The 24,254-nt window shown below is 72.5% G+C and carries 17 protein-coding genes, 1 tRNA gene and 2 pseudogenes; 9 read left to right on the top strand and 11 right to left on the bottom strand.

The window, feature by feature from the left end; translation table 11 throughout:
• Nucleotides 1–586: 586 nt before the first annotated feature.
• The 3 genes from ACIO92_RS14595 to ACIO92_RS14585 all read left to right on the top strand — a co-directional run bounded on the left by ACIO92_RS14595 (nucleotide 587) and on the right by ACIO92_RS14585 (nucleotide 3,726).
• Nucleotides 587–1,693 (top strand): hypothetical protein, encoded by a 1,107-nt coding sequence (locus ACIO92_RS14595; RefSeq protein WP_366439775.1) that lies wholly within the window; start codon nucleotides 587–589, stop codon nucleotides 1,691–1,693.
• 291 nt (nucleotides 1,694–1,984) lie between these two features.
• Nucleotides 1,985–2,623: an RNA polymerase sigma factor gene (locus ACIO92_RS14590; protein ID WP_401236533.1), complete on the top strand. Its 639-nt coding sequence runs from the start codon at nucleotides 1,985–1,987 to the stop codon at nucleotides 2,621–2,623.
• The gene (locus tag ACIO92_RS14585) at nucleotides 2,620–3,726 is read left to right on the top strand and encodes a CU044_5270 family protein (protein ID WP_402281433.1); all 1,107 of its coding nucleotides are present in this window, start codon (nucleotides 2,620–2,622) and stop codon (nucleotides 3,724–3,726) included. Before ACIO92_RS14590 ends, ACIO92_RS14585 begins: the two co-directional genes overlap by 4 nt.
• 99 nt (nucleotides 3,727–3,825) lie before the next feature.
• Here ACIO92_RS14585 and ACIO92_RS14580 read toward each other — a convergent pair whose 3' ends face one another.
• Nucleotides 3,826–4,998 carry a flavin-containing monooxygenase gene (locus ACIO92_RS14580; RefSeq protein WP_402281431.1) on the bottom strand — a complete coding sequence of 391 codons (1,173 nt, stop codon included), beginning with the start codon at nucleotides 4,996–4,998 and terminating at the stop codon, nucleotides 3,826–3,828.
• A gap of 432 nt (nucleotides 4,999–5,430) precedes the next feature.
• Here ACIO92_RS14580 and ACIO92_RS14575 point away from each other — a divergent pair, with 432 nt between their 5' ends.
• Together ACIO92_RS14575 and ACIO92_RS14570 are read left to right on the top strand one after the other, a co-directional pair.
• A complete protein-coding gene (locus ACIO92_RS14575; protein WP_366439771.1) occupies nucleotides 5,431–5,880 on the top strand; it encodes a DoxX family protein in 450 nt (149 codons plus the stop codon).
• Nucleotides 5,880–6,287, top strand: a complete 408-nt coding sequence (locus tag ACIO92_RS14570) for an OB-fold domain-containing protein (protein ID WP_366439770.1) — start codon at nucleotides 5,880–5,882, stop codon at nucleotides 6,285–6,287. The genes ACIO92_RS14575 and ACIO92_RS14570 overlap by 1 nt, the downstream gene beginning before the upstream one ends.
• A 46-nt stretch (nucleotides 6,288–6,333) precedes the next feature.
• On the opposite strand, the gene ACIO92_RS14565 is transcribed toward ACIO92_RS14570, so the two are convergent.
• From ACIO92_RS14565 to ACIO92_RS14550, 4 genes are all read right to left on the bottom strand, one after another.
• Nucleotides 6,334–7,773, bottom strand: a complete 1,440-nt coding sequence (locus ACIO92_RS14565) for a condensation domain-containing protein (protein ID WP_402281429.1) — start codon at nucleotides 7,771–7,773, stop codon at nucleotides 6,334–6,336.
• A 74-nt stretch (nucleotides 7,774–7,847) separates the two neighbouring features.
• Nucleotides 7,848–9,278 carry a condensation domain-containing protein gene (locus tag ACIO92_RS14560; RefSeq protein ID WP_401236543.1) on the bottom strand — a complete coding sequence of 477 codons (1,431 nt, stop codon included), beginning with the start codon at nucleotides 9,276–9,278 and terminating at the stop codon, nucleotides 7,848–7,850.
• A 387-nt stretch (nucleotides 9,279–9,665) separates the two neighbouring features.
• Nucleotides 9,666–9,739: transfer RNA gene (locus ACIO92_RS14555), tRNA-Met, on the bottom strand.
• Nucleotides 9,740–9,827: 88 nt separating this feature from the next.
• Entirely contained in the window at nucleotides 9,828–10,985 is a 1,158-nt protein-coding gene (locus tag ACIO92_RS14550) for a hypothetical protein (RefSeq protein ID WP_402281426.1), read from the bottom strand.
• A gap of 466 nt (nucleotides 10,986–11,451) precedes the next feature.
• On the opposite strand from ACIO92_RS14550, the gene ACIO92_RS14545 reads away from it, so the two are divergent.
• Nucleotides 11,452–13,743, top strand: coding sequence for a collagenase (locus tag ACIO92_RS14545; protein ID WP_366439766.1), 2,292 nt, complete (start codon nucleotides 11,452–11,454; stop codon nucleotides 13,741–13,743).
• Nucleotides 13,744–13,823: 80 nt separating this feature from the next.
• Here the strand turns inward: ACIO92_RS14545 and ACIO92_RS14540 are convergent, their stop codons facing one another.
• On the bottom strand, nucleotides 13,824–15,857 hold the full coding sequence (locus ACIO92_RS14540; RefSeq protein ID WP_402281424.1) for a protein kinase: 2,034 nt from the start codon (nucleotides 15,855–15,857) through the stop codon (nucleotides 13,824–13,826).
• Between the two features lie 111 nt (nucleotides 15,858–15,968).
• Between ACIO92_RS14540 and ACIO92_RS14535 the strand changes: the two are divergent.
• A pseudogene (locus ACIO92_RS14535) lies at nucleotides 15,969–16,787 on the top strand (tyrosine-type recombinase/integrase); the annotation flags it as partial.
• A gap of 102 nt (nucleotides 16,788–16,889) precedes the next feature.
• Nucleotides 16,890–17,159, top strand: coding sequence for a hypothetical protein (locus ACIO92_RS14530; RefSeq protein WP_366439764.1), 270 nt, complete (start codon nucleotides 16,890–16,892; stop codon nucleotides 17,157–17,159).
• Nucleotides 17,160–17,597: 438 nt separating this feature from the next.
• Here ACIO92_RS14530 and ACIO92_RS14525 read toward each other — a convergent pair whose 3' ends face one another.
• Together ACIO92_RS14525 and ACIO92_RS14520 are read right to left on the bottom strand one after the other, a co-directional pair.
• The gene (locus ACIO92_RS14525) at nucleotides 17,598–18,716 is read right to left on the bottom strand and encodes a CU044_5270 family protein (RefSeq protein WP_402281422.1); all 1,119 of its coding nucleotides are present in this window, start codon (nucleotides 18,714–18,716) and stop codon (nucleotides 17,598–17,600) included.
• Nucleotides 18,713–19,333 (bottom strand): RNA polymerase sigma factor, encoded by a 621-nt coding sequence (locus ACIO92_RS14520; RefSeq protein ID WP_402281420.1) that lies wholly within the window; start codon nucleotides 19,331–19,333, stop codon nucleotides 18,713–18,715. Before ACIO92_RS14520 ends, ACIO92_RS14525 begins: the two co-directional genes overlap by 4 nt.
• Before the next feature lie 96 nt (nucleotides 19,334–19,429).
• Here ACIO92_RS14520 and ACIO92_RS14515 point away from each other — a divergent pair, with 96 nt between their 5' ends.
• Entirely contained in the window at nucleotides 19,430–19,984 is a 555-nt protein-coding gene (locus tag ACIO92_RS14515) for a recombinase family protein (protein WP_402281418.1), read from the top strand.
• 499 nt (nucleotides 19,985–20,483) lie between these two features.
• On the opposite strand, the pseudogene ACIO92_RS14510 reads toward ACIO92_RS14515, so the two are convergent.
• The 3 genes and pseudogenes from ACIO92_RS14510 to ACIO92_RS14500 form a co-directional block, all read right to left on the bottom strand.
• Nucleotides 20,484–22,684 (bottom strand): annotated as a pseudogene (locus ACIO92_RS14510) (Tn3 family transposase); the annotation flags it as partial.
• A 188-nt stretch (nucleotides 22,685–22,872) separates the two neighbouring features.
• Entirely contained in the window at nucleotides 22,873–24,051 is a 1,179-nt protein-coding gene (locus ACIO92_RS14505; RefSeq protein ID WP_402281416.1) for a methyltransferase domain-containing protein, read from the bottom strand.
• Complete coding sequence (locus ACIO92_RS14500; RefSeq protein ID WP_366439759.1) at nucleotides 24,048–24,194, bottom strand: hypothetical protein; 147 nt, start codon at nucleotides 24,192–24,194, stop codon at nucleotides 24,048–24,050. Before ACIO92_RS14500 ends, ACIO92_RS14505 begins: the two co-directional genes overlap by 4 nt.
• Nucleotides 24,195–24,254 lie beyond the last annotated feature (60 nt).

Genomic DNA, 24,254 nt, shown 5'->3' with positions numbered 1-24,254 from the left:
CGGGAGGATGAGCGAAGAAGCCCGGAAAGCGTCCCGTGTGCCGTCCCGGGACGGGCGGCGGGGGTTCCGGGCCGTCGACGGGCGCCGGACGGAGGCCCGTTCGGAGCCTCGGCGGACCGTGCCGGGCGAGGCCGGGCCGTACGGGATCCTCGTCGCCCATGGGACGGCCGGTGTCGGCCCCCGCCCGCCCGCTCCGGCCGGGAGCCGGGAGCCGGGAGCACGGCTCACGCGCAACGGGCCACGGGCCACGGGCCACAGGCCATGGATCACGGGCCGCTTTCCCCCCTCGATGGCAAGGGGATCGTGGGGGGTCGGTGCGAGGGGGACTCCACCCTTCGGCGCCACTCGGCCGACCGGTCGGCAGGGAAGCGACAGGTGATCGTTTGCGGTCGCGGTCGCGGTCGCGGTCGTCGCTTCGGTGGCGAAGATCGACCAAGTTCACGCCGGACACGGAGTGCGGTAGGTCGGTGACCTACGGTTACCGGGCGGAGTCGGACGCCGGGGCTGAACGAGGGCCGGTCACGGTCGCGGAAGCCTCAGGACCGCGCTCCCTTCCCACTTGTTACTGATTCAGGAGGTACATCACATGGCCGAGAAGCGGCTGAAGTCCTGGGGCAACAACCGTTCGGGGCAGCTCGGCGACGGCACTTGGACCGACTTCCGTACCACCGCCACCACCGTGCTCGGGCTGACCAGCGCCGAGGTGGTGAAGATCGCCGCAGGCGGCTACGGTTCGACCACCGGTCACGGGCTGGCGCTGCTGACCGACCGTACGGTGCAGTCCTGGGGTGCCAACAATTCGGGGCAGCTCGGCGACGGCTCCGTGTTCAGCCACAACGCGCCCGGTCAGGTCGTCAACCTGTCCGATGCCACCGACATCGCCGCGGGCGGAAAGCACGGCCTGGCCCTGCTCGCCGACCGGACCGTCGTCGCCTGGGGGCAGAACAACCACGGCCAGCTCGGCAACGGCACCAACATGGACAGCAGCGTCCCCGTCCGGGTCGAGGGGCTGAACAAGGTGACCGCCATCGCCGCCGGGCTCGACCACAGCCTGGCCCTGCGCGAGGACGGCACCGTCTGGGCCTGGGGCCGCAACGTCAACGGCCAGCTCGGCGACGGCACCTCGGCCGGCAGGAACGTCCCCTCCGCCGTGGGCGGCCTGACCGGAGTCACCCGGATCGCCGCCGGGGCCAACCACAACCTCGCCCTGGTCGGCCCGGCCGACGGCGGTGGCGTGGTGATGGCCTGGGGCCACAACGCCACCGGTCAGCTCGGCGACGGCAGCACCGACAACCGCTACAGCCCGGTCAAGACCCAGGACACCTGGTCCGGCGAAGTCGTACGGATCGCGGCCGGCTGCAACCACAGCCTGGCAGTCACCGGCACCGACAACACCCTCCACGCCTGGGGTCAGAACACCTCGGGCCAGCTCGGCGACGGCACCACCGAGAGCCGGAGCACCCCGGTCCCGGTTCCGGACCTGACCGGCATCAAGCTGGTCACCGGCGGCCGCGAGCACACCGTCGCCCTCCTCGGCGACGGCACGGTCCGCTCCTGGGGTGCCAACGGCTCCGGCCAGCTGGGCAACGGCACCACCACCGACAGCCCCACCCCCGTGACCACCCTCACCGCGCTGACCGGCGTCGACAAGATCGCCGCGCCGATCGGCGGCGACTTCAGCCTCGCCAACTAGCACGCCCGACGGGCGGGGGCGGGGCTTCGGGCCCCCGCCCCCGCCTTCTGCTGTCGCCCGAGCACCGGAAGACCCGCCCGCCATGTGGGTCCGTGGAGCACGGCCCATGGATCACGGGTCACGGGTCACGGACGGGACCGGCGGACGCCCGTACGGCGTGCCCCGTGCCCCGTACCTCGTACGCTTCAGTCCTCGTCGACCGGCTCCCGGGGCCGTACGGCGGGGGCGGGGCGCCGGGAGCGTGTGAGGCAGGTCACCGGAACCGGGCGCGTCCGGTGGACAAGGCAGGTCGTGGACTATTCATTGCACGCCCGGATACGCGCGGGGGACCCCGAGGCGTTCAGGGAGATCTTCCGTGATCACGCCCCCCTGGTCCATCGGCACGGCGTCCGTGTGACCGGTGACCACGCCCTCGCCGAGGACGTCGTCTCGCTCACCTTCCTGGAGGCGTGGCGGCTGCGGGAGCGGCTCCTCGACCACGAGGCCGGACCGCGCCCCTGGCTCATGGGCATCGCCGTCAACGTGCTGCGCAACACCAGTCGCGCCGCACGCCGTCATCAGGCGGCCCTCGGACGGCTGCCCGCCCGCGACACCGTCCCGGACTTCTCCGACGAGATCGTCGGACGCATGGCCGACGCCGACCAACTGGCCGCTGCTCAACGTGCGTTGAAGAAGCTGCGCCGCACCGAACGCGAGGTGTTCACCCTGTGCGTGTGGTCCGGTCTCGGATACGCCGAGGCCGCCGCCGCACTGGGCGTCCCCGTCGGCACGGTCCGTTCGCGGCTCTCCCGCGCCCGCAAGCGGCTGCGCGGACTCGCCGAACAGGAACTCAGGAAATGCCGGGAACCGCTTCCCGGCCCCGGACAAGTACAGGGTGGCCGCACCTTCGCGGCCCGGTCGTACGAGGCGCACGAGGAGACGTACGGATGACCCGCAAGTTCTGGAAGCGGACCGAGCCCCTGGACCACCCGGAGCTGGACCACGCGGAGCTCGCCCGGCTGCTGCCGGCCCCGTCGGCCCCCCGGATGACGCCCGACCGTCAGCTGCTTTTCGAGGAGCACCTGTTGAACGAGATCCGCACCTCCGCACCCGGGGCCAAGGCCGGGGCCCCGGCCCGCCCGGTCCGCCGCGCCCTGCTGATCGGCGTCCCGGTCACCGCCGCCGCGCTCACCGCGGTCTTCGCCGTCGGCGCGCTGACCCAGGGCGGCGGACCCGCGAGGCCCGGCCTGGTGGAAGCGTCGGTCGTGAAGGTCGAGGCGGGCAGCACCGTCCAGCTCGTCTCCACCGTCCAGCAGATCGCGGACGCCGCGACCCGGCGGCCGACGCCTGAGCCGAAGCCGGGCCAGTACATCTACATCAACAGCAAGGTCTCCTTCATGTCGGCCTCGCACAACTTCGACACGGGCGAGGAGAAGACGTGGGTGCAGCCGCTGCACCAGCGTGAGGTCTGGAAGTCCCCCGACGGGCGCGAGGGCTGGCTCGACGAGCCCGGCTACCAGGACGAGGGCGGTATCACCCTCGACCACGACGGCCCCCACTCCAAGCCCGTGAACGGCAAGGACATCCCCGGCGAGGCCCCCGTCCACCTGTCGTACGACTGGCTCAAGGCCCAGCCCACCAACCCCGACGCGCTGCTGAAGTCGATCTACGCGACGGACAGCGGTTCGGCCAACCGTGACCAGCGGGCGTTCCGGGAGATCAGGTCGATCATCGGCGAGCAGCTCGTCCCGGCCCGGACCGCCGCCGCGCTCTACCGGGCCGCCGCGAAGATCCCCGGCGTGGTCGTCGTCGAGAACTCCCAGGACGCGGCGGGCCGCACCGGCCTCGCCCTCGCCCGTCTGGACCCGCAGTACGGCGAGCGCCTGGAGCTGGTCTTCGACCGGACGACCTTCGCCTACCTCGGCAGCCGGGGCGTCCAGGTCAAGGAGTTCGGCGGCGTGAAGCCCGGCACGGTCACCGAGCGCACCGCGATCCTGGACCGCGCGATCGTGGACGCCCAGAAGACCCGCCCCACCAAGGGCGGCACGGCCTGACCACCCCCTGACCCCAGCGGCGGCGGCCCCCACCGGGGGACCGCCGCCGTCGGCGTCCGGGGGAGTGCCGGACGGGAGCGGCCTCAGGGGGCCGTTCCGTCAGGAGGTCCCGGACGGGCGCGTCCGGGCCACCCGGCGGGCTATCCGTTCGGCGTCCAGGGACAGTTCGCGGAGCATTCCGCTGATCGGGTTGGTGAAGCCGGTGAAGTACAGGCCGGGGGCCTGGCGGGGGGTGCGGGCGCCGCGTACCAGCGGGTGGCCCCGGTCGTCCAGGACGTCCAGGTGGCCGAGGAGCGGTTCGAGGGCGCGCCGGTAACCGGTCGCGGCGACGACCGCGTCGGGGGTGATCCGGGTGCCGTCCGCCAGGACCACGTCGGGCCCGTCGAGGTCGTCCACGGCCGCCACGACCTCGACCTTCCCGGCCCGTACGGCGGCCACGAGGCCGACGTCCTGGACCGGGACGGCGCCCGCCCGCTGACGGCTGGCGAGACCGGTGTCCGGCCGGGGCAGGCCGTACGCGGAGAGGTCCGGCGCCGCGGCCCGCGCGAGCAGCTTCCCGAGCAGGTCCACGAGCGGGACCGGGAGCCGCCGGACGAGGATGCCGGAGCGCTGGGAGGGCCAGCCCGCGGTGGAGCGGCGCAGGATGTGCGGGACGGTCCGCACGGCGAGCCGGACGCGGGCGGCGCCGCCCTCGGCGAGGTCCGCGGCGATCTCGGCGCCCGTGTTGCCGATGCCGACGACCAGGACGTCCTTCCCGGCGTACGGCTCCGGGTTGCGGTACGCCCGCGCGTGGCTCAACTCGCCCTCGTACGTGGCGAGTCCGGGCCAGTCGGGGAGGCGCGGGGTGTGGTTGTAGCCGGTGGCGACGACGACCGCGCGGGCGGTGAGCCGTCGTCCGCCGGTGGCGTGCAGGAGCCACTCGCTCCCGGCGTGTTCCACCCGGTGCACCTCGACGCCGGTGACGATCTCCAGTTCGTGCCGCTCGGCGTACTTCTCCAGGTAGCGGACGACGTCCGCGCGGGCGACCCAGCGGCCGAAGGAGCGGGGCATCCGCAGCCCGGGGAGGCCGGAGAGGCGCCGGGTGGTGTGCAGCCGCAGCCGGTCGTAGTGGGTGCGCCAGGAGGCGCCGACGGCGTCGCTCTTCTCCAGGACGACGGCCCGGACGCCCCGCGCGCCCAGCGCGGCGGCGACCGCGAGTCCGCCGGGACCGCCGCCGATGACGTAGACGGGGTGGGCGGGCGGTCCGGGTCGGGTGCGCGGAGTGGTGGCCATGACTGCTGAGCGTAATGACGTGTACACGTAGTGGGTCTCGACGGGGAGGGGTTTCGGTTGCGAATCGATCACGCGGGGCCCCGCGCGGGGCGGCGTCGGCCGCGAACCGGGCGGGCCCACGGGAGAGTCGGCCCGTGAGCCGTGAGCCGTGAGCCGTGAGCCGTGAGCCGTGAGCCGCGCCCGTGCGGCCCTCGCTCACCCTCGGGTGGAGTCGAGCCCCCGGCGCATACGGAACCGCGCCCGCCCGCAAGGGAGTCCGCCCCGCCCATGCGGACGGAGGTCCGCCCCGCCCGTACGAGAGCCCATCGGCGCCCTGTCCGCCCCCGCCCCCGCCCCGCCCCCGCCGCGTCCCGCGCCCCCCGCCCCTTGCGCCCGCCGCGCTCCTGCGCTGAACTGACGTACCGTCAGATCCAGTTCCCCGAGGGAGCGCACATGCAGACCGTCTGGCTCACCGGCGCCGAGTGGCTCGCCGTCCTCCGTATCGGTCTCGGCCTGTGGTGGCTGGAGAGCTGGCGCCACAAGGACCGCAAGGGCTGGTTCGAGCGCGGTACGGGCATCGCCTGGGCCGCCGACGTCGCCGCGCGGCACCGGTGGCCCGTGGTCCGGAAGGGCTTCGACGCGGTCGTCGCGCCCCGCCCCAAGCTCATGGCGTACGTCGTCGTCCACGCCGAACTCGCCCTCGGGCTGGGCCTCGTCACCGGATTCCTCACCCCGGTCGCCCTCGTCGGCGGCCTGCTGCTCAACCTCCTCTACCTCGTCCTGATGATCCACGACTGGGCCGAGCAGGGGCAGAACGCGATGATGGCGCTGATCTCCCTCGTCGCCCTCCTCGCGATGTCCTGGCAGACCTGGTCCCTCGACCACGCGATCGGACTCTTCTGATGACGGCCACCCCCGACGTCGACGCCTTCACCCGCCCCTACTGGGACGCCGCCGCGGAGGAGCGGCTGCTGCTGCGCCGCTGCGCCGCCTGCGACCGGGTCCACCACTACCCGCGCGAGTTCTGCCCGTTCTGCTGGAGCGAGGACGTCCACTGGGTGACGGCGGAGGGCCGGGCCACGCTCTACACCTGGTCCGTCGTGCACCGCAACGACCTCCCGCCGTTCGGCGACCGCGTCCCCTACGTGGCGGCCGTCGTGGACCTGGCGGAGGGCCCCCGGATGATGACGGAGGTCGTGGACGTGCCGGAGGACGGCCTGCGGATCGGGATGGACCTGGTGGTGCGGTTCCGGACGGGGGAGGACGGCGTCACGGTCCCGGTCTTCACCGCCCCCGCCCGCCCGGCGTGACGGCCCGGTTCGTCGCGGGCGTCCTCCCCGCCCCCGGGGCGGCGGCTCACAGGGTGCCGTGGTGGGCCATGCCCTCCAGCGTCCGGGCCAGGGTGGCGACGAGGGCCGCCTCGGTGCGGCGGGCCCGGGAGTTGTCCACGTGGACGGTGTTCAGGTGGATGCCGTCGTGGGTGCGGTGCAGCCACAGGAACATGCCGTTCGTCGCGGGGACCGAGGTGTACACACCGGCCTCCCGGTCGGCGTGCCGGGCCGCGCCGGGGGCGTCCCTGAAGTCCATGTACGAGAAGAAGTTGACGGCGTGGGGCCAGGGGCGGGCGTAGTGCTCGGGGGCCAGCAGCCGCAGGACGACGACGAAGGGGACCCGGCCGCCCCGGATCATCCGCGTCGACGCGTCCCGCGCGGCGGCCACGGTCCGCGCGAATCCGGCCCCTTCGGACACCGGGAACTCGACCGGGAGGACGTTGACGAACCAGCCCACGCTGTGGGCGTGGCGACCGCGCCCGCGCGTACCGACCGGGACCAGGGCGCGGTGGACGTCGGGCCCGCCCAGCTTCCTCATGCTGACGCCCACGGCGGCGAGGACGCCGGTCGCCACGCTCGCACCGGCCTCCCGGCAGCGGACCTCCAGGGCCGCCGCCCCGGAGCCGTCCAGCAGCGTGTCGGTCGTGTTGCGCGCGGGACCGCCGGTGCCGGGCTCGATCCCGAGGTCCAGCGGGAACCGGGGGAACGGGCCGCCGTTGCGGGCGACGAAGCCCCTCCAGTGGTCCAGCCCGCTGTCGTCGGCGCGTACCGACTCGGTCCGCTGCCGCTCCGCACGGCTGTGGTCGGCGAAGTTCCCCGCCAGGGGAAGGTCAGGTTCCCGGCCGGACGCGAAGGCTTCGTAGGCGGCGGCGATGTCGTTCAGGACGATCATCACCGACGTGCCGTCGGTCACGAGGTGGTCGCAGGCGAAGTGGACCGTCGTGGACTCCTCGCGGACCATCGCGCCCATCACGAACCAGGGGCCGCCGTAGGTGTCGGTGGTCCGCAGGAACCTCTCCGCATGGGCGCGGGCCTCGGCGGGCGAGGCCACGGGCCCGTGGTCGACCGGTTCGAGCTTGACGTCCTCGGGCGCGGCGACCTCGATGACGAGACCGCCGGGCGACGGGCGGAAGACGCACCGCAGCGCCGCGTGGCGCCGCACGCAGTGGAGCAGGGCGGCTTCCAGCGCCGGGCGGTCGAGCCCGCCCCGGATCTCGAAGGTCCCGGCGTAGGAGTCGGTGCGGCGGCTCGCGCTCCGGCCCTGCTCCTCGGCCCCGCCGACCGGAGGCACGGACGCGCCGAAGTGGTACTCCTGGTTGTACGAGGGCAGGGGCCGGGACGGCACCGGGACGCCGGATCCGGCCGTGCCGCCCGGGGCGGTGGTACGGGCGGCGGAGGCGTGCACGCGCCACTCGACGGCGTGCCCGGGTGCGAGGACCAGCTCCGAGCTGGGGAGTTGAAGCACCGGTCGGCGCCCCTTTCGATGGTGGGCGTCCGCCCGTCGATGGTGGGTGTCCGCCCGTGACCTGGATGGAGCCGTCAGAACCGGCCGGTGCGCGCGACGCTCTCCAGCGACCGTACGAGCGTCCTGACGAGGGCGGTCTTGGTGCGGCGGGCCTGCGGGGTGTCCACGAAGATGGAGTTCAGGTGGAGCCCGGTGTGGTTGCGGTGGAACCAGAAGAAGATGCCGTTGCTGTGCGACGTGGAGACGTACTTGCGCGCCTTCCACTCCTCGTGCCGCTCGGCCCCCGGGGTCGTCCTGAAGTCCAGGTACGAGAAGAAGCTGACGGCGTACGGCCAGACCTGGGGTCCGTCCTGCTCGCAGGTCAGAAGGTCGAAGACACGGACGAACGGGGCTTCGGCGTACGGCCGCATCGCGTCCAGGGCGGACTGCGCACCCGCCATGACGCCCGCGAAGTCCGTCCCGGCGGCCACGCGGAACTCGACCGGGAGCGTGTTCACGAACCAGCCCATGCTCTGGGAGCCGGGACCACGGTCACGCGTACTGACCGGCAGCAGTGCCCGGTGGACGTCCGGCCCGCCTTCCCTCCGCAGGCTGACGCCGAGCGCGGCGAGGACACCGGTCGACACCCTGCCGCCCACCGCGCGACAGCGGGCCTCCATCGCGTCCAGGCGGTCGGCCGGGAGCAGCGCGTCCGCCTCGTTCACGGCGCGGTACACCACTCCCGGCTCGATCCCGAGGTCCAGCGGGAACCGGGGGAAGAGCTCTCCGCCGTTGCGTGCGACGAACCCCTTCCAGTGGTCCAGGAGCGCGTCTTCGGGGCCCATCGCCGCGCCCCGGTGCCGCTCGGCCGTGGCGTGCTCGACGAAGCCGCCGGTCTCGGGCAGCACCGGCTCCCGGCCCTGGGCGTACGCCTCGTACGCCACGGCGATGTCCCGCACGGCGACCGGAGTGGACACCCCGTCGGCCAGCAGGTGGTCACAGGCGAGGTAGACGGTGGCGGAGTCGTCCCGCACCGTCGCGCCCATGACGATCCAGGGCCCCCGGAGGGTGTCGGTGCCCTGGAGGAAGCGCTGGACGTAGGCGCGCGCCTCGGCCGGGGTGTCGAGCCGCCCGGCGTCGACGCGCTCCAGCTTCACGTCGTGCGGGGGGACGACCCTCAGCTCGGGCCCGTCCCCGCTCCCGCCGGTCTCCGGGCTCTCCCCGGCGGCCTCTCCGAAGTCGCAGCGCAGCACGTCGTGGCGGCGCACGAAGTGCAGCAGGGCGGCTTCCAGCGCGTCGAGGTCGACGCTTCCCCGGATCTCGAAGGAGCCGCCGATGTACGAGGAGTAGCCGATGTCCGCCGCGCGGAGGCTCTGGGCGACCGAGAAGTGGTCCTTCTGGTTGTACGAGGCGAGGGCGCCCGGACCGGGGCCTTCGGCGCGCCCGGCGGTACCCGCTGCGGACACCACCCATTCCACGGCATGTCCGGGGGCCGGCTCCATGTCCTCGACGGGCAGCTGCAGCACGGGGGCCTCCTGATCAGACATCACATCGCGCGGAGAGTTCGACGTGGTGACGCGAACGGCGGCTGATGGCACACCCGTTCACGCTCTCCGGGCCATCGCCGTGGGTCATAGGGCACTGACGAGCCGACCGACAGGCGGTGAGGGCCGCTTCCGGCCCGGCCGCGCGCCCCCTCGGGCCGCGACACGCCCCGCACGACCGTCAGCTCATCGGCGCACTGTCACTCCAACGAGCCAGAATCATGATCGTCACGCGAATGTGGTCGCGGCGCCGGGCGCCGGGCTCCGGGAGCGACGCGGTCGGGGCCGGTGCCGCGCGTCCTGCCGCCCGGCGAGCGCGGTGTCCGGACACGACGAAGGGCCCGGCTGTGTGCCGGGCCCTTCGGATAGTAGCGGGGACAGGATTTGAACCTGCGACCTCTGGGTTATGAGCCCAGCGAGCTACCGAGCTGCTCCACCCCGCGTCGGTAAGGCCACTCTACATGGTCCCTGCGGAGCGGTCTTACCGACGCGGAGCCCGCGGCTTCGCGGGGTGCCGTCTCGCGCGGTCCTCTAGGTGCCGGGCGCCTCGAACCATGCCCGCGCGTCCGGGTGGAGCCGGTCGCGCGCGCCGTCCTTGGGGTCGTGGAAGGCCGCGTACGCCTCCGCGAACCATTCGCCCGGCGTGGAGAACATGTAGTGGGACACGGCGTACTGTCGCCGCTGTTCCCGCAGGTAGCTGACCCAGTTCCCGTGCTGGTCGACGTGGTAGGTCCGGCCGTCGACGGTGAGGACGTCCCCGCCGCCGTCCGGCAGCGTCCACGGCTGCGCGAGGGCGAGCCGGCCGAACTCCACGACCTCGGCGAGCCCGTCGTGGAACGCCTGGTCCTGTCCTGTGAAGTTCGCGGCGAGGTCCCGCAGCAGGGCGGGGTCGGACCATGCCCTCTCCGAGTTCAGCTCCAGCGCCACGGCCTGGGGAAGGGTGAGGCGGTACTTGTCCTGGACCGCCAGGTGGCCTCCGAGCCCCGCCCTGAGCAGGACCGCGTCCACCATCGCCCCGATGTTCTCGTTCTCTGCCTCTCCGTAGGTCTCCCAGCCTCCGAAGTGGGGCAGGTGTTTCAGCTGGTCCAGCCAGTGCGTCCGCTGGTCGACGGAGTGACCGATCTCGTGCCGCAGCGTCCACTTCACCAGGTTGCCGTTGGCCAGGACGTTGCCGAAACCGCCCATGACCTCGCGCTTCCGCCCGTCGATGCCGAGGGCCTCGTCCCCGTCCTCGCTGATCCCCCTGTAGTCGGCCATCGCGCCCTGGTCCATCAGCTTCCGCTGCCAGGGCACCCCCCGGTTCAGCTCCGTGTAGAGCCAGGAGGGCATTCCGAAGGGGCTGACCATGGTGATGGTCCGGGTCTCCCCGTCGTACGTGCTGGCCGCGCTGTCCGAGTCGGCCGCGGCGGGTTCGATGACCTGCAACTCCTGGTTGTCGCGGATGTCCGCCTCCGGGAGGCTGCTCAGGATCGTCTCGATCCGGTAGAGCATGGAGTGGCTGAAGTGGTCGTCCGGTCGGCTCGGGGGCGGCCCGATGCGGATGCCGAACTTTTCGCTGAGCTTCCGCTCGCGCTCCGCGACCCCGCTGTTCGCCACGAGCCCGGCGGGGCCCTGTCCGCCGCTGCCCCGGCCCAGCAGGGTGTTCGGCATCGTCTGGACGACCGCCGCGTTGCCCGCCGTCCGCTGCAACGCCCTTATCCGATCGGCCTGTCGGCCAGGTCGTTCCGTTCCCGCCCGAGGGGCGGTGTTCGCCCTGTCCGTCTCCGCTTCCCGCCGTGCGTGCATGGTTCTCCTGCCTCCGGATGGCCTGCCGTACCCCCGCAGAGCCTCACGGCGCCCGGGCCGGACCGGAAGGGCCGGGAGGGCAGACCCGAGGGCAGAACGGGGGCGGGCAGGCGCGGGATCCCGGCCACCGCCCGCTTCCGCCCGTGCTACGGCTCTCCACTCCACGCCCCTGACCAGCGGCGTTCCAAATTTTTCTCGTCCGTGACCGATCAATCCGGCCAGAAGACTTCCAGAACAATGCGACATGTGAAATTTTACACGTCACATGACAGCGGCCCGTGTTTCCCATCACGCGGCACAACGGCCTCGGAGGCCCCCACCGATGCTTCCCCCCTTCCGGATATCGAAGACGCGAGCGCGAAGACTTCCCGTGCTCGGCGCCGCCGCCTTCCTCTCGCTCGGTCTGCTCGCGCCGCAGAGCCAGGCCGCCCCCGTCGGCGTCACCGCCCCGGGCGCCGGGAACCTCCGGGGAGCCTCGGCCCCCCGGGCGATCCCGGTCCCCAAGTCGCCCGACGCGATCAGCGCCAACCCCCGTTTCCGCCTGTCCTCGCAGGACGGCACCGAGGAGACGGGCCCGAGGCCCGCGCCCACGTCCGCGCCCGCCGCCGGGACCGCCAAGACGTCCAAGCTCGCCGCCGCCGCGAACGCCTGCGCCGACCTCTCCGGCGTCATCAACTCCACCGGTGCCGCGCTGGTCCAGCAGCTCAAGGCGCTGCCGCAGATCACCTGCACCTACCCGCTGTTCAACCTCACCGGCGAGAACGCCCGGAAGGCCTTCCGCGAAGACCAGATGGTCACCGTCGCCAACGCCCTGCGCGACAACTCCGCCACCTACGCGGGCGACAACAGCACCGCCACCGGCCAGCTCGTGCTGTTCCTGCGCGCCGGTTACTACGTGCAGGACAACAACGCCGCCACCGTCGGCGACTACGGCACCCCCCTCGCGACCGCCGCGCGCGGCGCCCTCGACGCCTACTTCGCCTCCCCGCGCAGCAAGGACGTCACCGACGCCAACGGCGAGATCCTCAACGAGGTCGTCACGCTGATCGACAGCACCCACGAGGCGGGCCGCTACGCCGGTGTCGTGAAGTGGATGCTGGGCAGCTACAACGGCACCTGGCCCGGCCAGATGAACCTGTCCATGCAGCACGTCGAGTGGGTCGTCGACAACGCCTTCAAGGCCAAGAACGACGCCCGGGGCTGGCGCGCCGCCCTCAAGGCCGACCCCACGATCGTCGACACCTGGGCCGGGTTCATCACCCGCAACGAGGACCAGCTCAACCGCCTCGACGTCGTCAGCAACGTCGGCCGCTACCTCGGCAACGTCCTGGACGTCCCCGAGCTGAAGGAGCGGGTCCGCCCCTTCCTCAAGGACCTGATCAACCGCTACCCGAACGTCGGCCCCACCGCGCCGATCACCATGAACCTCGGCTGGTACACCCGCCAGTACGACAAGAACAACTGCGCGGCCTACGCCATCTGCGACCTCGGCCAGCGCGTGCTCCCGGCGGTCCTGCCGATCCAGCACACCTGCACCCCGGGCCTCAAGATCCGCGCCCAGGACATGTCCCCCGGCCAGCTCGCGAGCACCTGTACGAGCCTGGTCGGCCAGGACGCCTACTTCCACCGGATCATCGGCGACAAGGGCGCGATCCCCGGTGACGTGAACACCGACCTGGAGGTCGTCGCCTTCGACGACTACACCCAGTACGCGCTGTACGCCTGGGCCATCTACAACATCGACGTCGACAACGGCGGCATGTACGAGGAGGGCAACCCGGCCGTCCCCGGCAACCAGGCCCGCTTCATCGCCCACGAGGCCAGCTGGCTGCGCCCGGAGTTCCAGATCTGGAACCTCAACCACGAGTACACCCACTACCTCGACGGCCGTTTCAACATGCACGGCGACTTCGACGCGGGCATGACCACGCCGACCATCTGGTGGGTCGAGGGCATCGCGGAGAACATCTCCTTCGGCTACCGGAACGAGCGCAACGCCGACGCCATCGCCGAGGCCGCCCGCAGGACGTACAAGCTCAGCGACCTCTTCGACACCGTGTACGGCCAGGAGGAGGACCCCGAGGTCAACTCCAACCGGGTCTACCGCTGGGGCTTCCTCGCGGTCCGCTACATGCTCCAGAAGCACCCCGCCGACATGGAGACCGTGCTCGGCAAGTACCGCACGGGTGACTGGGCCGGGGCCCGCACCTTCCTGAAGCAGACCATCGGCACCCGCTACGACGCCGACTTCGAGACCTGGCTGACGAACGACTGCGCCACGAACGACTGCGGCCCGCTGCCGGACGCCACGCCCCCGGCCACCACGATCCCGCTCTGCACGGGCGGCGACATCCGCCAGTTCGAACAGAACTGCCGCCGGGACGGCCTCGCCGCCACCACCGGCAACTACAGCTACCACTTCGTGTACCTGCCGGCCGGGGTCAAGCAGCTGAAGATCACCAGCGGCGGCGGCACCGGCAACGCCGACCTGTACTACGGCGGCGGCAGCTGGGCCACGCCCACCGGTTTCCTGGCGAAGTCCGCCAACGCGGGGAACGGCGAGACCCTGACGATCGACAACCCGCCGTCCGGCTGGGTGTACTTCACCCTCGCCGCCACGCAGGGCTTCAGCGGGGTGACGCTCTCCACGCAGTCCAAGTGACCGGTCGGCCGGGCCCCCGGAAAAAAGGGGGGCCCGGCCGGTGAGGAGCCCGGCGGCGCACTCCGCCGGGCTCCACCGCGTCACCGGGCGGGGGCGTTCCGCCAGAGCATCCTGCTGTTCCCCGCGTCGCAGTCCCACGACATGACGAACGGCGGCCCGGCCGCGAGGCACTGCCCGCTCCCCGCGTTCTGGAGCGCGCGGCCCGAGGACGTCGTCGCGAAGACCTTCCAGTTCTGCGCGCTGGAACCGTTGCAGGGGGTGGCTCCACCGCCGGGCGCGCCGCCGCTGGACGGCTGGAGGCAGTGCCCGGTCCTCCGGTTGACCAGCCGGAAGGTGCCGTTGCCGTTCCCCTTGTACGTCCAGGAGTACGAGATCGTCCCGGAGGCGGGCGCGGAGCCGCACGCGTAGTCGTTGACGGTGACGGCGAAGCCCTGGTCGTGCTCGGCCAGACAGGTGCCTTCGCTCGCGCTCTCCAGGGAGTACGTCCCCGAGGGAGTCGAGCCGCCGCCGGGCTGCGTGGGCCGGGGCGTCGTCGGCCGGGGGGTGGGCGTGGGCCGGGGCGCGGGCCGGGTCGTCGTGCCCCCACCGGCGGGCGCGGTCGTACGGGTCCCCCCGCCGCCCCCGTTCCCGCTCCCGGAGCCACTGCCCGAGCCACTGCCCGAGCCGCTTCCGGAGCCGTTCCCGGAGCCGTTCCCGGAGCCGCCGGGGAGCGTCCCCGTCCCTCCGGCGCCCCCGCCCGCCCCGCCCCCGGCCGCACCTCCGTCGGCGGGCGGCGGCGCACCGGGGGAGGTGGCGCCCGGCGGCTGCGACGAGGACGGCTTCCCGTCCGGGGTCTTCCCGGACGGTGAGCCCGGTCCGGTCGGGGACGGCACCCCGGCGGGCTGCGAGGCGACCGTGGACGGCGGCGCGGACGAGGGTCCGGGCGCCGCGCCCAGCCGGCCGATCTGGTACGGGCCGAGGGCCATGGTCAGGGTCGCCCCGGTCGTCACCACGACGGGCAGGGCGACCAGCAGCAGCCGCTTGCGCCGCTTCTCCCGGGAGCCGTGCCCCGGCGGCACGGCCACCGGCTCGGGAGGCACGGTCGCGGGCTCCTTCCCGTCCCGGGGGGTCAGGGGGAGGGTGGCGATGTCCTCGGCGGGATCGGCCGCCGCCAGCTCCGCCAGGTGCTCGGCGGTCGGCGTACCCGCGGCGAAGGCCGCCCGTTCCGCGATCCGCGCGGCGACGGCGGCGGGCCAGACGGCGCCCTCCGCCCGCCCGGCGGTCAGCCCGGCCAGCTCGGCCGCGGTGGGCCGGTCGGCCGGGTCCTTGGCGAGGCAGGTGCGCACCAGCGCGGCCAGCTCGGGGTCGGCCTCGGTGAGCCCGCCGAACTCGGGCTCTCCGTGGACGACCCGGTAGAGCAGGTCGGGCCCGGAGCCGTCGCCGAACGGAGGCCGTCCGTTCGCCGCGTAGAGGAGCAGGCTGCCCAGCCCGAAGACGTCGGCGGCGCCGGTCAGTTCCCGGTCGGCGACGGCCTGTTCGGGCGCCATGTAGGCGGGCGTCCCGATGACCATGCCGGTCCTGGTCAGTCTGCTCTGGTCGGCGGCGCGGGCCACCCCGAAGTCGATCAGGGACAGCCCGGCGGCGGTCAGCATGACGTTCGAGGGCTTCAGGTCCCGGTGCACCATTCTGGCGCCGTGGACGAGCGCGAGCCCGGCGGCGGCGTGGTGGAGCAGCCGCCACAGGGAGTCCGGGGGCAGCGGCCCGCGATGGAGGCGGACGGCCTCGTTGAGGGTGATCCCCGGGATGAACTCGGTGGCGAACCACGGGGGTTTCGCCGTCCGGTCGCTCGCCAGGAGCTTGGTGTCCGCCCCGGCGGGCAGCCGGGCCAGGTTGTCCAGCTCGTGTCCGAAGTGGCTCAGGAAGTCGGGGTCCTCGGCGAGCACCGGCAGGACCCGCTTGACCGCCGCGAAGGTGCCGGGCACGGCCCCGAGGTAGACACGTCCCATCCCGCCGGAGCCGAGGACCCCGAGCAGCCGGAACGCTCCGATCTGCCGGGGATCGCCCGGTTCCAGGGGCAGGGCCCCGCTCCCGTCGAGCCCGTCAGGACGTGAACTCCGTTCATTTTCCCCCGTCATGGGGGTCAGGGTAGCGGCACGGGATGACGAGCTGAACGCGAGTCGACGAGCCTTTGCGGGGGCCTGACCGGCCTGCCGCCCGACGAGGGGAGCGGCGCCCGCCGGGGCCGTGTCCCGGTCGCGGACGACGAGATCGGCGAGGCCCTGGAACTGCTGTGGGGCACCGCGGCGGTCAACACCTGGAACGCCCGCCGGGCGGCGGTGCTGTCCTGGCTGGGCTGGTGCGCGGAGTACGGCTACGACAGTCCTTCCGTCCCGGCCTGGACGAAACGGCTGGCCGTGCCGGACTCGGAGACCCCGGCCCGCTCGAAGATGGCCGTGGACCGGCTCATCGCCCGCCGCGAGGTCCATCTGCGGGAGAAGACGCTGTGGCGGATGCTCTACGAGACCTGCGCCCGCGCGGAGGAGATCCTCGGCGTGAACATCGAGGACCTGGACCTCGCCGCCCGCCGCTGCCCGGTCAAGGCCAAGGGCGCCCGGAGCAAGGCCCGCCGGCGCGGGCAGGCCCGGGAGGACTTCGTGCTGGAGACCGTCTACTGGGACGCGGGCACCGCCCGGCTCCTGCCCCGGCTGCTCAAGGGCCGCACCCGGGGCCCGGTCTTCGTCACCCACCGCCGCCCCGGCCCGGGGAAGGTCGTCAGCCCGCGCGACGTGTGCCCGGACACCGGCATGGCCCGCCTCTCCTACGGCCAGGCCCGCGCCCTCCTCGATGAGCACACCGCCGTACGCGGGCCGGGAACCGGCTGGGACCTGCACGAGTACCGCCACTCGGGACTGACCGAACTCGGTGTGCAAGGCGCCTCCCTGCTGATGCTGATGGCGAAGTCCCGGCACAAGAAGCCGGAGAACGTCCGCCGCTACTTCAAGCCCTCCCACGAGGCGATCTACGAGCTGACCAGCCTCCTCGCACCCGGCGCCGCACGCCGCTGACCGGACGGCCCCGCGTCCGGCTGTCCGGGCGAGGACGCGATACCCGCTGCCCCGCGCCTGCTCGTTGTCCGGTGGCGGGGGCCGCGCAGAAGGAGGACAGCGGTGGGACGGGACGCCAAGCAGGCCCGGCGGGACAAGCGCCGGCGCAAGGACGGCCTCGGCCTGGACGGGGTGCCGCCGATCTTCCGGGCGGAGTTCGTCCGGGTCGCGGCCGCCTGGGACCGGGCGATCGACGCGGGGCCGATGGCGGACGGCGCGGAGACGAAGTACCACTTCGCCCCCGACGGCGGGGTGCTGCCCATGCTGGAAGAGGAGGCCCTGCGCTCGCATAGGTGCGGCGAAGTGACAAGTAGCTCTCTGCGGCCGATGTGACGGCGTGTTGTCCCGGGTTTCGGTGTTCCCGTCCCGTCCCGGCCCGGTCGGTCGTCGGCATCTTGATCACGTCGGATTGGTCGATGCGGAAGGGAAGGGCCCTGGTCGTGCGGCAGGAGTGGGAGCCGGAGGAGCTGATCTCCGTCTGGACGCTGCTTGAAGAGGACATGGGGCGGCTGCGGAACAAGTCCGGGGCGAACCGCCTCGGGTTTCGCGCTGCTGCTGAAGTTCTCGCAGCGCGCTGCGCCCGGATCTCTCTGCGCTCGATGACGGGTCACGGCGCCCGGCCCGGCGGGTTGCGGCCGGTCGGTTGTGCGGTTCGGAAGGAGCGTCACGTGAGTGTTCCCGGGCAGGTCCGTGGTCTGTTGAGGAAGAACCGGTCCCGGTGCCCGCCTGCCACTTTGCTGGGCGGGCGGGCACCGGGACCGGTGTCGAAGGTCAGGTGGCTGTACCAGGAGAAGGCTTCTGGCCGGCCTTGTCGACGACGGCGCGTTCGGTCACGGCGGTGCTGACGAGGATGCGTCCGGCTTTGCCACCGGCGCTGTCGTCGTTGATGAGGACGGTCCGCTCGCCGAGGTAGGTGAGTTTGTCCTTGTCGAAGATCCATTCGGTGCGCTGGTTGCCGTGGTCCTGGCTGACGGCCACGCCGTGCCGGCCGGACGCGTCCACGGCGTCGTCCACGACGTTCACCCCGGGGATCTTGGCCGCGGCCTTGTAGAGTGCCGCCCCGATCTGCGGGGGCATCAGGGACTCGCGCAGCGCGTCGCCGATCGTCTGGAACGCTTCCTGGTCGGGGTTGAGGTTCTTGTCCACGCCGGTGTTCTGGGCGTAGACGGCTGTCAGCAGGGCGTCGGGGTCGGTGGGCAGGGAGGCCAGGTACGTGTAGGTGGGCAGCTGGAGGGAGGGCTTGGTGTTCTTGCCGAGGCTGATGTCTCCCTCACCGGCCCCGAAGTCCGAGTGGAGGAGACCGTCGCGGCTGCCGTTGACGGAGAACCATGCCTGTCGGGGGTGGGTGGTCCCGGTGCCGTCGTCGTTGTACTGGGCCTTGGCGCCGTCGCCGTCGGCGCCGATCTTCTTGCTCGCGCCGTAGACCTGGCTGGCGATGTAAATGTACTGGTCGTCACGGACCTGCGGGGCAGAGGTGCTGGCGGAGACGGCGGCGATGCGGGTCAGCAGCTGGACGGCCCGGGGTGACGCGCCGCCGGGCCCGCGCTCGCTGACCGAGCCGCCCGGACCACCGGCCTGAGGGACCGTGGTCGGGGCATGGGAACCGACGGCGGTCACCGCGATGACCGCGGCCATCGCCCCCGCGGCCAGCGACGCCCCAAGGACCAGTCGGCGCCGGGGACGGCCGGGGGCGGTCGCGTCGACCAAGCGCCGGCGCAGTCCGCCTGGCTGGTGGGAGGTGTGGGTGGTGTCCTGGTCGATCTGTCGCATGAGGAGTTCCTTGTGGTGGAGGTGGCGGCCCGGCGGCAGGTCCCGTTCGGCCGGGACCGGCAGCAGCCGGGCCGTCTCCTCGCGCTCGGCCTGTGCGGGCCGGTACGGGGTGGCGTTCATCGGGCTCCCTCTTGGACGGACAGGGCCGCAAACGCGGCCTCACTCTCTACCTCTCCGCGCCCCGGGCGCGGTTCCCGCTTTTCCTCGGCCAGTTGCCGGTCGGTCAGGTCCCGCAGCCTGACCCGGGCGCGCGACAGGCGTGAGCGCACAGTGCCCACCGGTATCCCCAGCGCGTCAGCGGTCTGCTGGTAGTCCAACCCCGACCACACGCACAGCGCCAGCACCTCCCTCTCCTGACGGCGCAGGCCCCGCACCGCCCGGTGAACCGCGTCCAGGCGACGGGCGTCGTCGATCCGCCCGGCCGCCTCGTCCGCGAAGTCCTCCACCGGCTCCTGGGCGGGCACCCGGGCCAGGAAGGCGAAACGCCGACGGACACCGCGTCTGGCGTTGTGCGCCTTGTTCGTCGCGATCCCCAGCAGCCACGGCCGCAGCGATCCCCCCTTCTCTCCGACCTTCTCCCTCGTCCGCCAGGCGTCCAGGAACGTCGCCGACATGACGTCCTCGGCCACCGACCAGTCGCCGGTCAGCCGGAAGGCATGGTTGTACACCGCCTTCGCATACTGCTCATAGAGCTCGCCGAACGCCTCGCGATCGCCCGCGCGTATCCGCTCCCGCATCCCATCTCCTCACTCACGCCCGCACCGGGCCGTATCACCTTCTCTCTCCGCACACCCAGCAAGGTTCCCAGAACGGCACCAAGAAGAATTCCGGGCATGAGCGTGCCACTTGAACCCGACCCGTTCGAACTCCTGACCGCCGAGCCCGCGATGCGGACCGAGATCCTCATCGGCTACGCCCGGGTCTCCACCGGCGGACAGAAGCTCGACCGCCAGATCGACGCCCTCACCGCCACCGGCTGCCGGCGCATCTTCGCCGACGAGAAGTCCGGCAAGGACGACCTGCGCCCCGAGCTCAAGGCCTGCCACGCCTTCCCACAGCGCGGCGACACCCTGGTGGTGCCCGCACTCGACCGCTACGGCCGCTCACTGAAGGACCTGGTCAACATGGTCGGCGAACTCCGCCAGCGCGAGATCGGCTTCTCCTCGCTCCACGAGCGCCTGGACACCACCACCCCGGGCGGCCGGCTCGTCTTCCACGTCTTCGCCGCCCTCGCCGAGTTCATCCGCGAGCTGATCGTCTCCGGCACCCGCGAAGGCCCGGACGCCGCCCTCGCCCGCGGTAACGTCGGCGGCCGGCCCACCGTCGCCACCCCCGAGATCGTCCGGGCCGCCATCCCCGCCCAGGCCGAGACGGGGAGCGAGCGGTGATCCCCTCCGACTGGCGGCGCAAGGGCGGCGCGCTGCTGCTCGGCGCCCAGCACGGCGAGCCGGGCCCCTTCGGCCCCTTCGGCCCCTTCGGCATCTTCGCCGAAGACGACGACCATGAGCACGGCGTCCATGAGGACGAGGACGGCGTCCCGTGTTGCCGACCGGCCGGCCGACCCGCGCACTCAGCAGGTTTGCAGAAGGTGACGTCGGCTACAGAGAGCTGCTTGTCACTTCGCCGTAGCTATTGCGAGCTCAGGGCCGAGGAGGCGATCGGCATGGGGAAGAGCAGCGGCAGGAGCAGCGGCACCGGCGCCCGGCGTACGTCCATGACGCCGCAGGCGGCCTCCCGGGTGCAGTCCGCCGACGCGAAGAACCCCGGCGGCCGGACCGCGCAGACCGGTTTCCCGGCCCGCGCGCAGTCCGCCGCGGCGAAGGGCTCGCGCGCCGCCGGGAAGTGACCCCCGCCCCACGCCCCCGGCGGCGGTGCGAGCACGGCTCCTTCGTCGTCGGGGGCGTGCTTGTCGCGCAGGGGCCGCAGCCCGCCGGGCAGGTCGGGGAGCTGGAAGGAGTACCGGCCCAGCACGTTGATGTGGTGGCGGACGAACGGCGAGAGGCGGGCGACGTCCTCGTCGCGGACGTCGAAGCCGTCCGCTCGGAGCTGGGTGACGGCGGCGTCCACGTACCGGGTGGTGAACAGGACCATCGCGTTGAGGACCGGGCCGAGGGCGCCGATCTGGTCCTCCATGCCGTCCTGGTAGCGCTGGTAGAGCTGCCCGGATCGCCCGTGGAAGATCTTCCGGGCGAGGGCGTGGCGGCCTTCCTGGAGGTTGGCCTGCACCTTGATCTGGCGGCGGTAGCCGGGCTCGTCGGCCAGGCGCAGGATGTGCAGGGTCTTCGCGATCCGCCCGTGGTGCGCGATCGCGTCCCCGAGCGGGGTGGGCCGCCCGTCGCGCGACAGCATCCGGATGACGTCGTAGGCGCGGACGGCTCCGGTGTGGATGGAGCCGATGATCCGCAGGATGTCCTCCCAGTGCCGCTCGATGCGGGCCCGGTCGACCCGGCCGCGGGCCGCGTCCTGGAAGGCCCCGTAGTCGGCGGTGCGGCCGATGCGCCACATCTTCTGGTCCGGCAGGTCGGCGAGCTGGGGGCGTAGGCGAACCCGGCCAGGGTCAGCAGCCCGAACACGATGTCGCTGTAGGGGGCGGTGTCGGTGACGATCATCTCCGGACGGCCGCCGTCGCGGTCGTAGAGGACGTCCAGCACGTACAGGGAGTCGCGTGGGGTGCCGGCCACGACCTTCCCGCCCAGCCCCGCCGCCTGGTCGTTGATCATGTTCAGCCACGTGGCGCCGCCCCGGCGGCCGAAGTGCTTCGGGTTCGGCCGCGCGTACACGCTGGGGACGGGGACGACGAACCTCATCCCGTCGACCGAGGCCACCAGGCCCCCGCCCCACGCCTGGGCGAGCGGGATGGACGCCTGGTGCTCGATGAGGGCCGCGTTCGCCGCCCGGTAGGCCGCCAGCCGCAGGTACGTCTGGTCCACGTGGGACAACCGGCTGTACTTCAGGGCGTCCGCGCCGCCCGTCACCGGGGTGTAGCCGACGTCGCAGCCGTGGGCGACCAGCAGCCCGGCGATCGTGACGTGCAGGTCCTTCAGCCTCGCCTCGCCGCCGGTGACCGAGGTGAACGCCTGGTCGGCGCCGGTCCAGGACATCACCTCCAGCAGCACCTCAGGCAGGTCCACCCGGGGCAGCATCGCGTTCACCGCCGCCCGCAGGTTGAGCAGGGAGGCCGGTTCGGGCTCCGGCTCCAGGGCGGCGAAGTGAAGGCGGCCGTCGTCGTCGAAGACGATCTGCGCGTTGTCCGGGACGCGGGCGGCGACCTCCCGGTAGGTGCCGTCCAGCAGTGCCGCCCGCGCCGCCAGGTGGGCGCCCGCCTCCCCGGGCAGGTTCAGGGAGGCGAGCACGGTCGGGCGGGCCTGCTGCCACGCCTCACCGGTCAGGAGCTTCGCCCGCGGGTCGCCCCTGCTCGCTGGTGGTGTCGAACACGACCTGGAACGCGGTCGCCAGCTTCGCCGACGCCCGCTCCACCCGCGGCAGCGTCTTCAGCTTCTCCTTCACGCTCTCCCGCTGCCCCACCCCGAGCATCCCGTACAGGGTGTCCCACAGCCGCTGGTTCGCCGCCTCCCGCACCGAGGCCACCAGCCGCGTCAGCGTCGTCACCCCGGCAGCAGCACCCGCCGCTCGCGCAGCCACCCCACCGCCGCGTCGGACAACGCCTTCGGCCCCTCGCCCGTCGTCCAGGCCCGCGGGTCCACCCACTCCCGCAGCTCGCCCTCCGCCTCGGCGAACTCCCGGTACTCCAGCACCTGCCGCAGCTCGCGTACGTGCTCCAGCCGGGTGTTCTCCCGCTCGCCGTACGCCTTGAGAACCGACGGGTCCCCGATGTCCAGCTGCTCGGCCAGGTAGTCCACGACCTCCGGCGGTACGTCGGCCGGGTCGTCCAGGAACACCCCGAGATACCGCGCGGTCGTGAGCTGGGCCGCGAACCCCAGGCGGTTGTGCGCCCGCCTCCTGGACTCGATCAGCTCCCGGTCCGCGTCGTCCAGGAAGAAGAACCTCTCCAGCTCCGTACGGGACGGCGCCCCGCGATACGCCGCGTACGCGGCAGCCTGCTCATCCGTCAGAGACTCGATCGGCACCCCGGACCTCCAGACAGTCGATCAACAACGACTGCCGAAGGTTCATCCCACACAGAACCCCAGGTCAAAGCCCTCTCAGAGGCCGGACCGGCTTAGCGCCGGTTTCCGTTCCGATGTTCCTCGACCCCCAACTCCCGGGACCGGTCGTCCGCGAGGGTCCGGTCCGGTGTACGAGCCGTCCCGTGGGATCACCCCGCCCCCTCCCCGGGGACGGGTACCTCGTTTCCGTGGCGGTCGAGCAGCCACACCGCCTGCCGGTGCGGCATGACGGTGAGGCCGAACCGGTTCCGTGGCGGTTCTCCCTGGTCGGTCCACCACCGGTGGGCGAGTTCCGCCGTGTCCCACAGCCTGTAGCGGCCGTACTGGTGGACGTCGTGGCGCGTGGCGCCGGGTTCGTGATCGACGGACGCCCAGGAACCCGTCTCCGGGTGGAAGAGCCACAGGGTGTACTCGCCGGACGCGTCGCCGGTGCCGTGTGCGATACGGCCACTGGTCCCGGGCGGCAGCATGAGGCCGACGGCGCATTGAGCGTGCCCGTAGTCGCGGACGAGTTCCGGCAGGAGGCCGGTGGTGGAGTGGGTGCCTTCCTCCCGTTCGAACGTCTCGGGCGCCGGTCTCTGTGGCAGTGACCACATGAACGAGGCCGTGCCGACGAAACGCCCGTGGCCGGTGCCGTCGCGGCGGACGGTGAGCTTCAGCAGCCCGCTGTTGCTGTAGGCGGTCCCCCACGGGGTGACGACGGTTCCGCCCGGAGCGGTCTGGCCGACCCACGGGTAGGGGACCTCGTGGACGGCACAGGTGGAGATCACACGGTCGAACGGGGCGTGGTCGGGGGCACCCTTCTCCCCGTCGCCGGTCAGCAGGGCCGGGGCGCGGCCGTCCCGGGCGAGCGCGGCACGTGCCCGTGCGGTGGTCTCCGGGTCGATCTCGACGGAGACCACCGCACGGGAGCCGAGCCGTGCGCACAGCAGCGCGGCGTTCCAGCCGGTGCCGGTTCCGATCTCCAGCACCCTGACGGGGTCGTCGTCGCTGATGTCGAGGTGCCGCAGCATCCTCGCCACGACGAGGGGCATCGAGGACGAGGACGAGGGATGGAGGGCGTCCCCGTCCGTGCGGGACCGGTCGATCCGCGTGACGATCGCCGTGTCCGTGTAGATCGTGTCCAGCCACCGGTCGGGCTGCTCGGAACGGACGATCCTCTCGTACCCCCGGGCTCCTTCGAGGGGCACCCAGTAGGTGGGGGTGATGTACCGGTGCCGCTGGACGGCCGTGAACGCCCGCTCCCAGCCCGGCCCCGGTTCACCCGTGGCCCGCACGGTGTCGGCCAGCCGCCGCGCGAGTCGTTCCACGCGCGGTTCCCGGCTCATGCTCCGGGCTTCTTGGGCGGGTGGGGCTCCTTCGGCGGGTTGGGGTCCTTCGGGGGCGGCGGGACGTTCGGGGGCGTTTCCCTGTGCCCGTCGTACGGCGCTGTGTCGGGCTTGCCGGAGTGCTTGCCCTGGACGATCGGCATACGGGTGTCCTCTCCTGGGGATGACCGGACTCGTCTCGCGAACGGCCACCCGCCGGAGAT

It is taken from the genome of Streptomyces sp. NPDC087215, assembly GCF_044744885.1.
Classification (GTDB): Bacteria; Actinomycetota; Actinomycetes; order Streptomycetales; family Streptomycetaceae; genus Streptomyces.
This window is presented reverse-complemented; position numbering and strand designations above follow the sequence as displayed.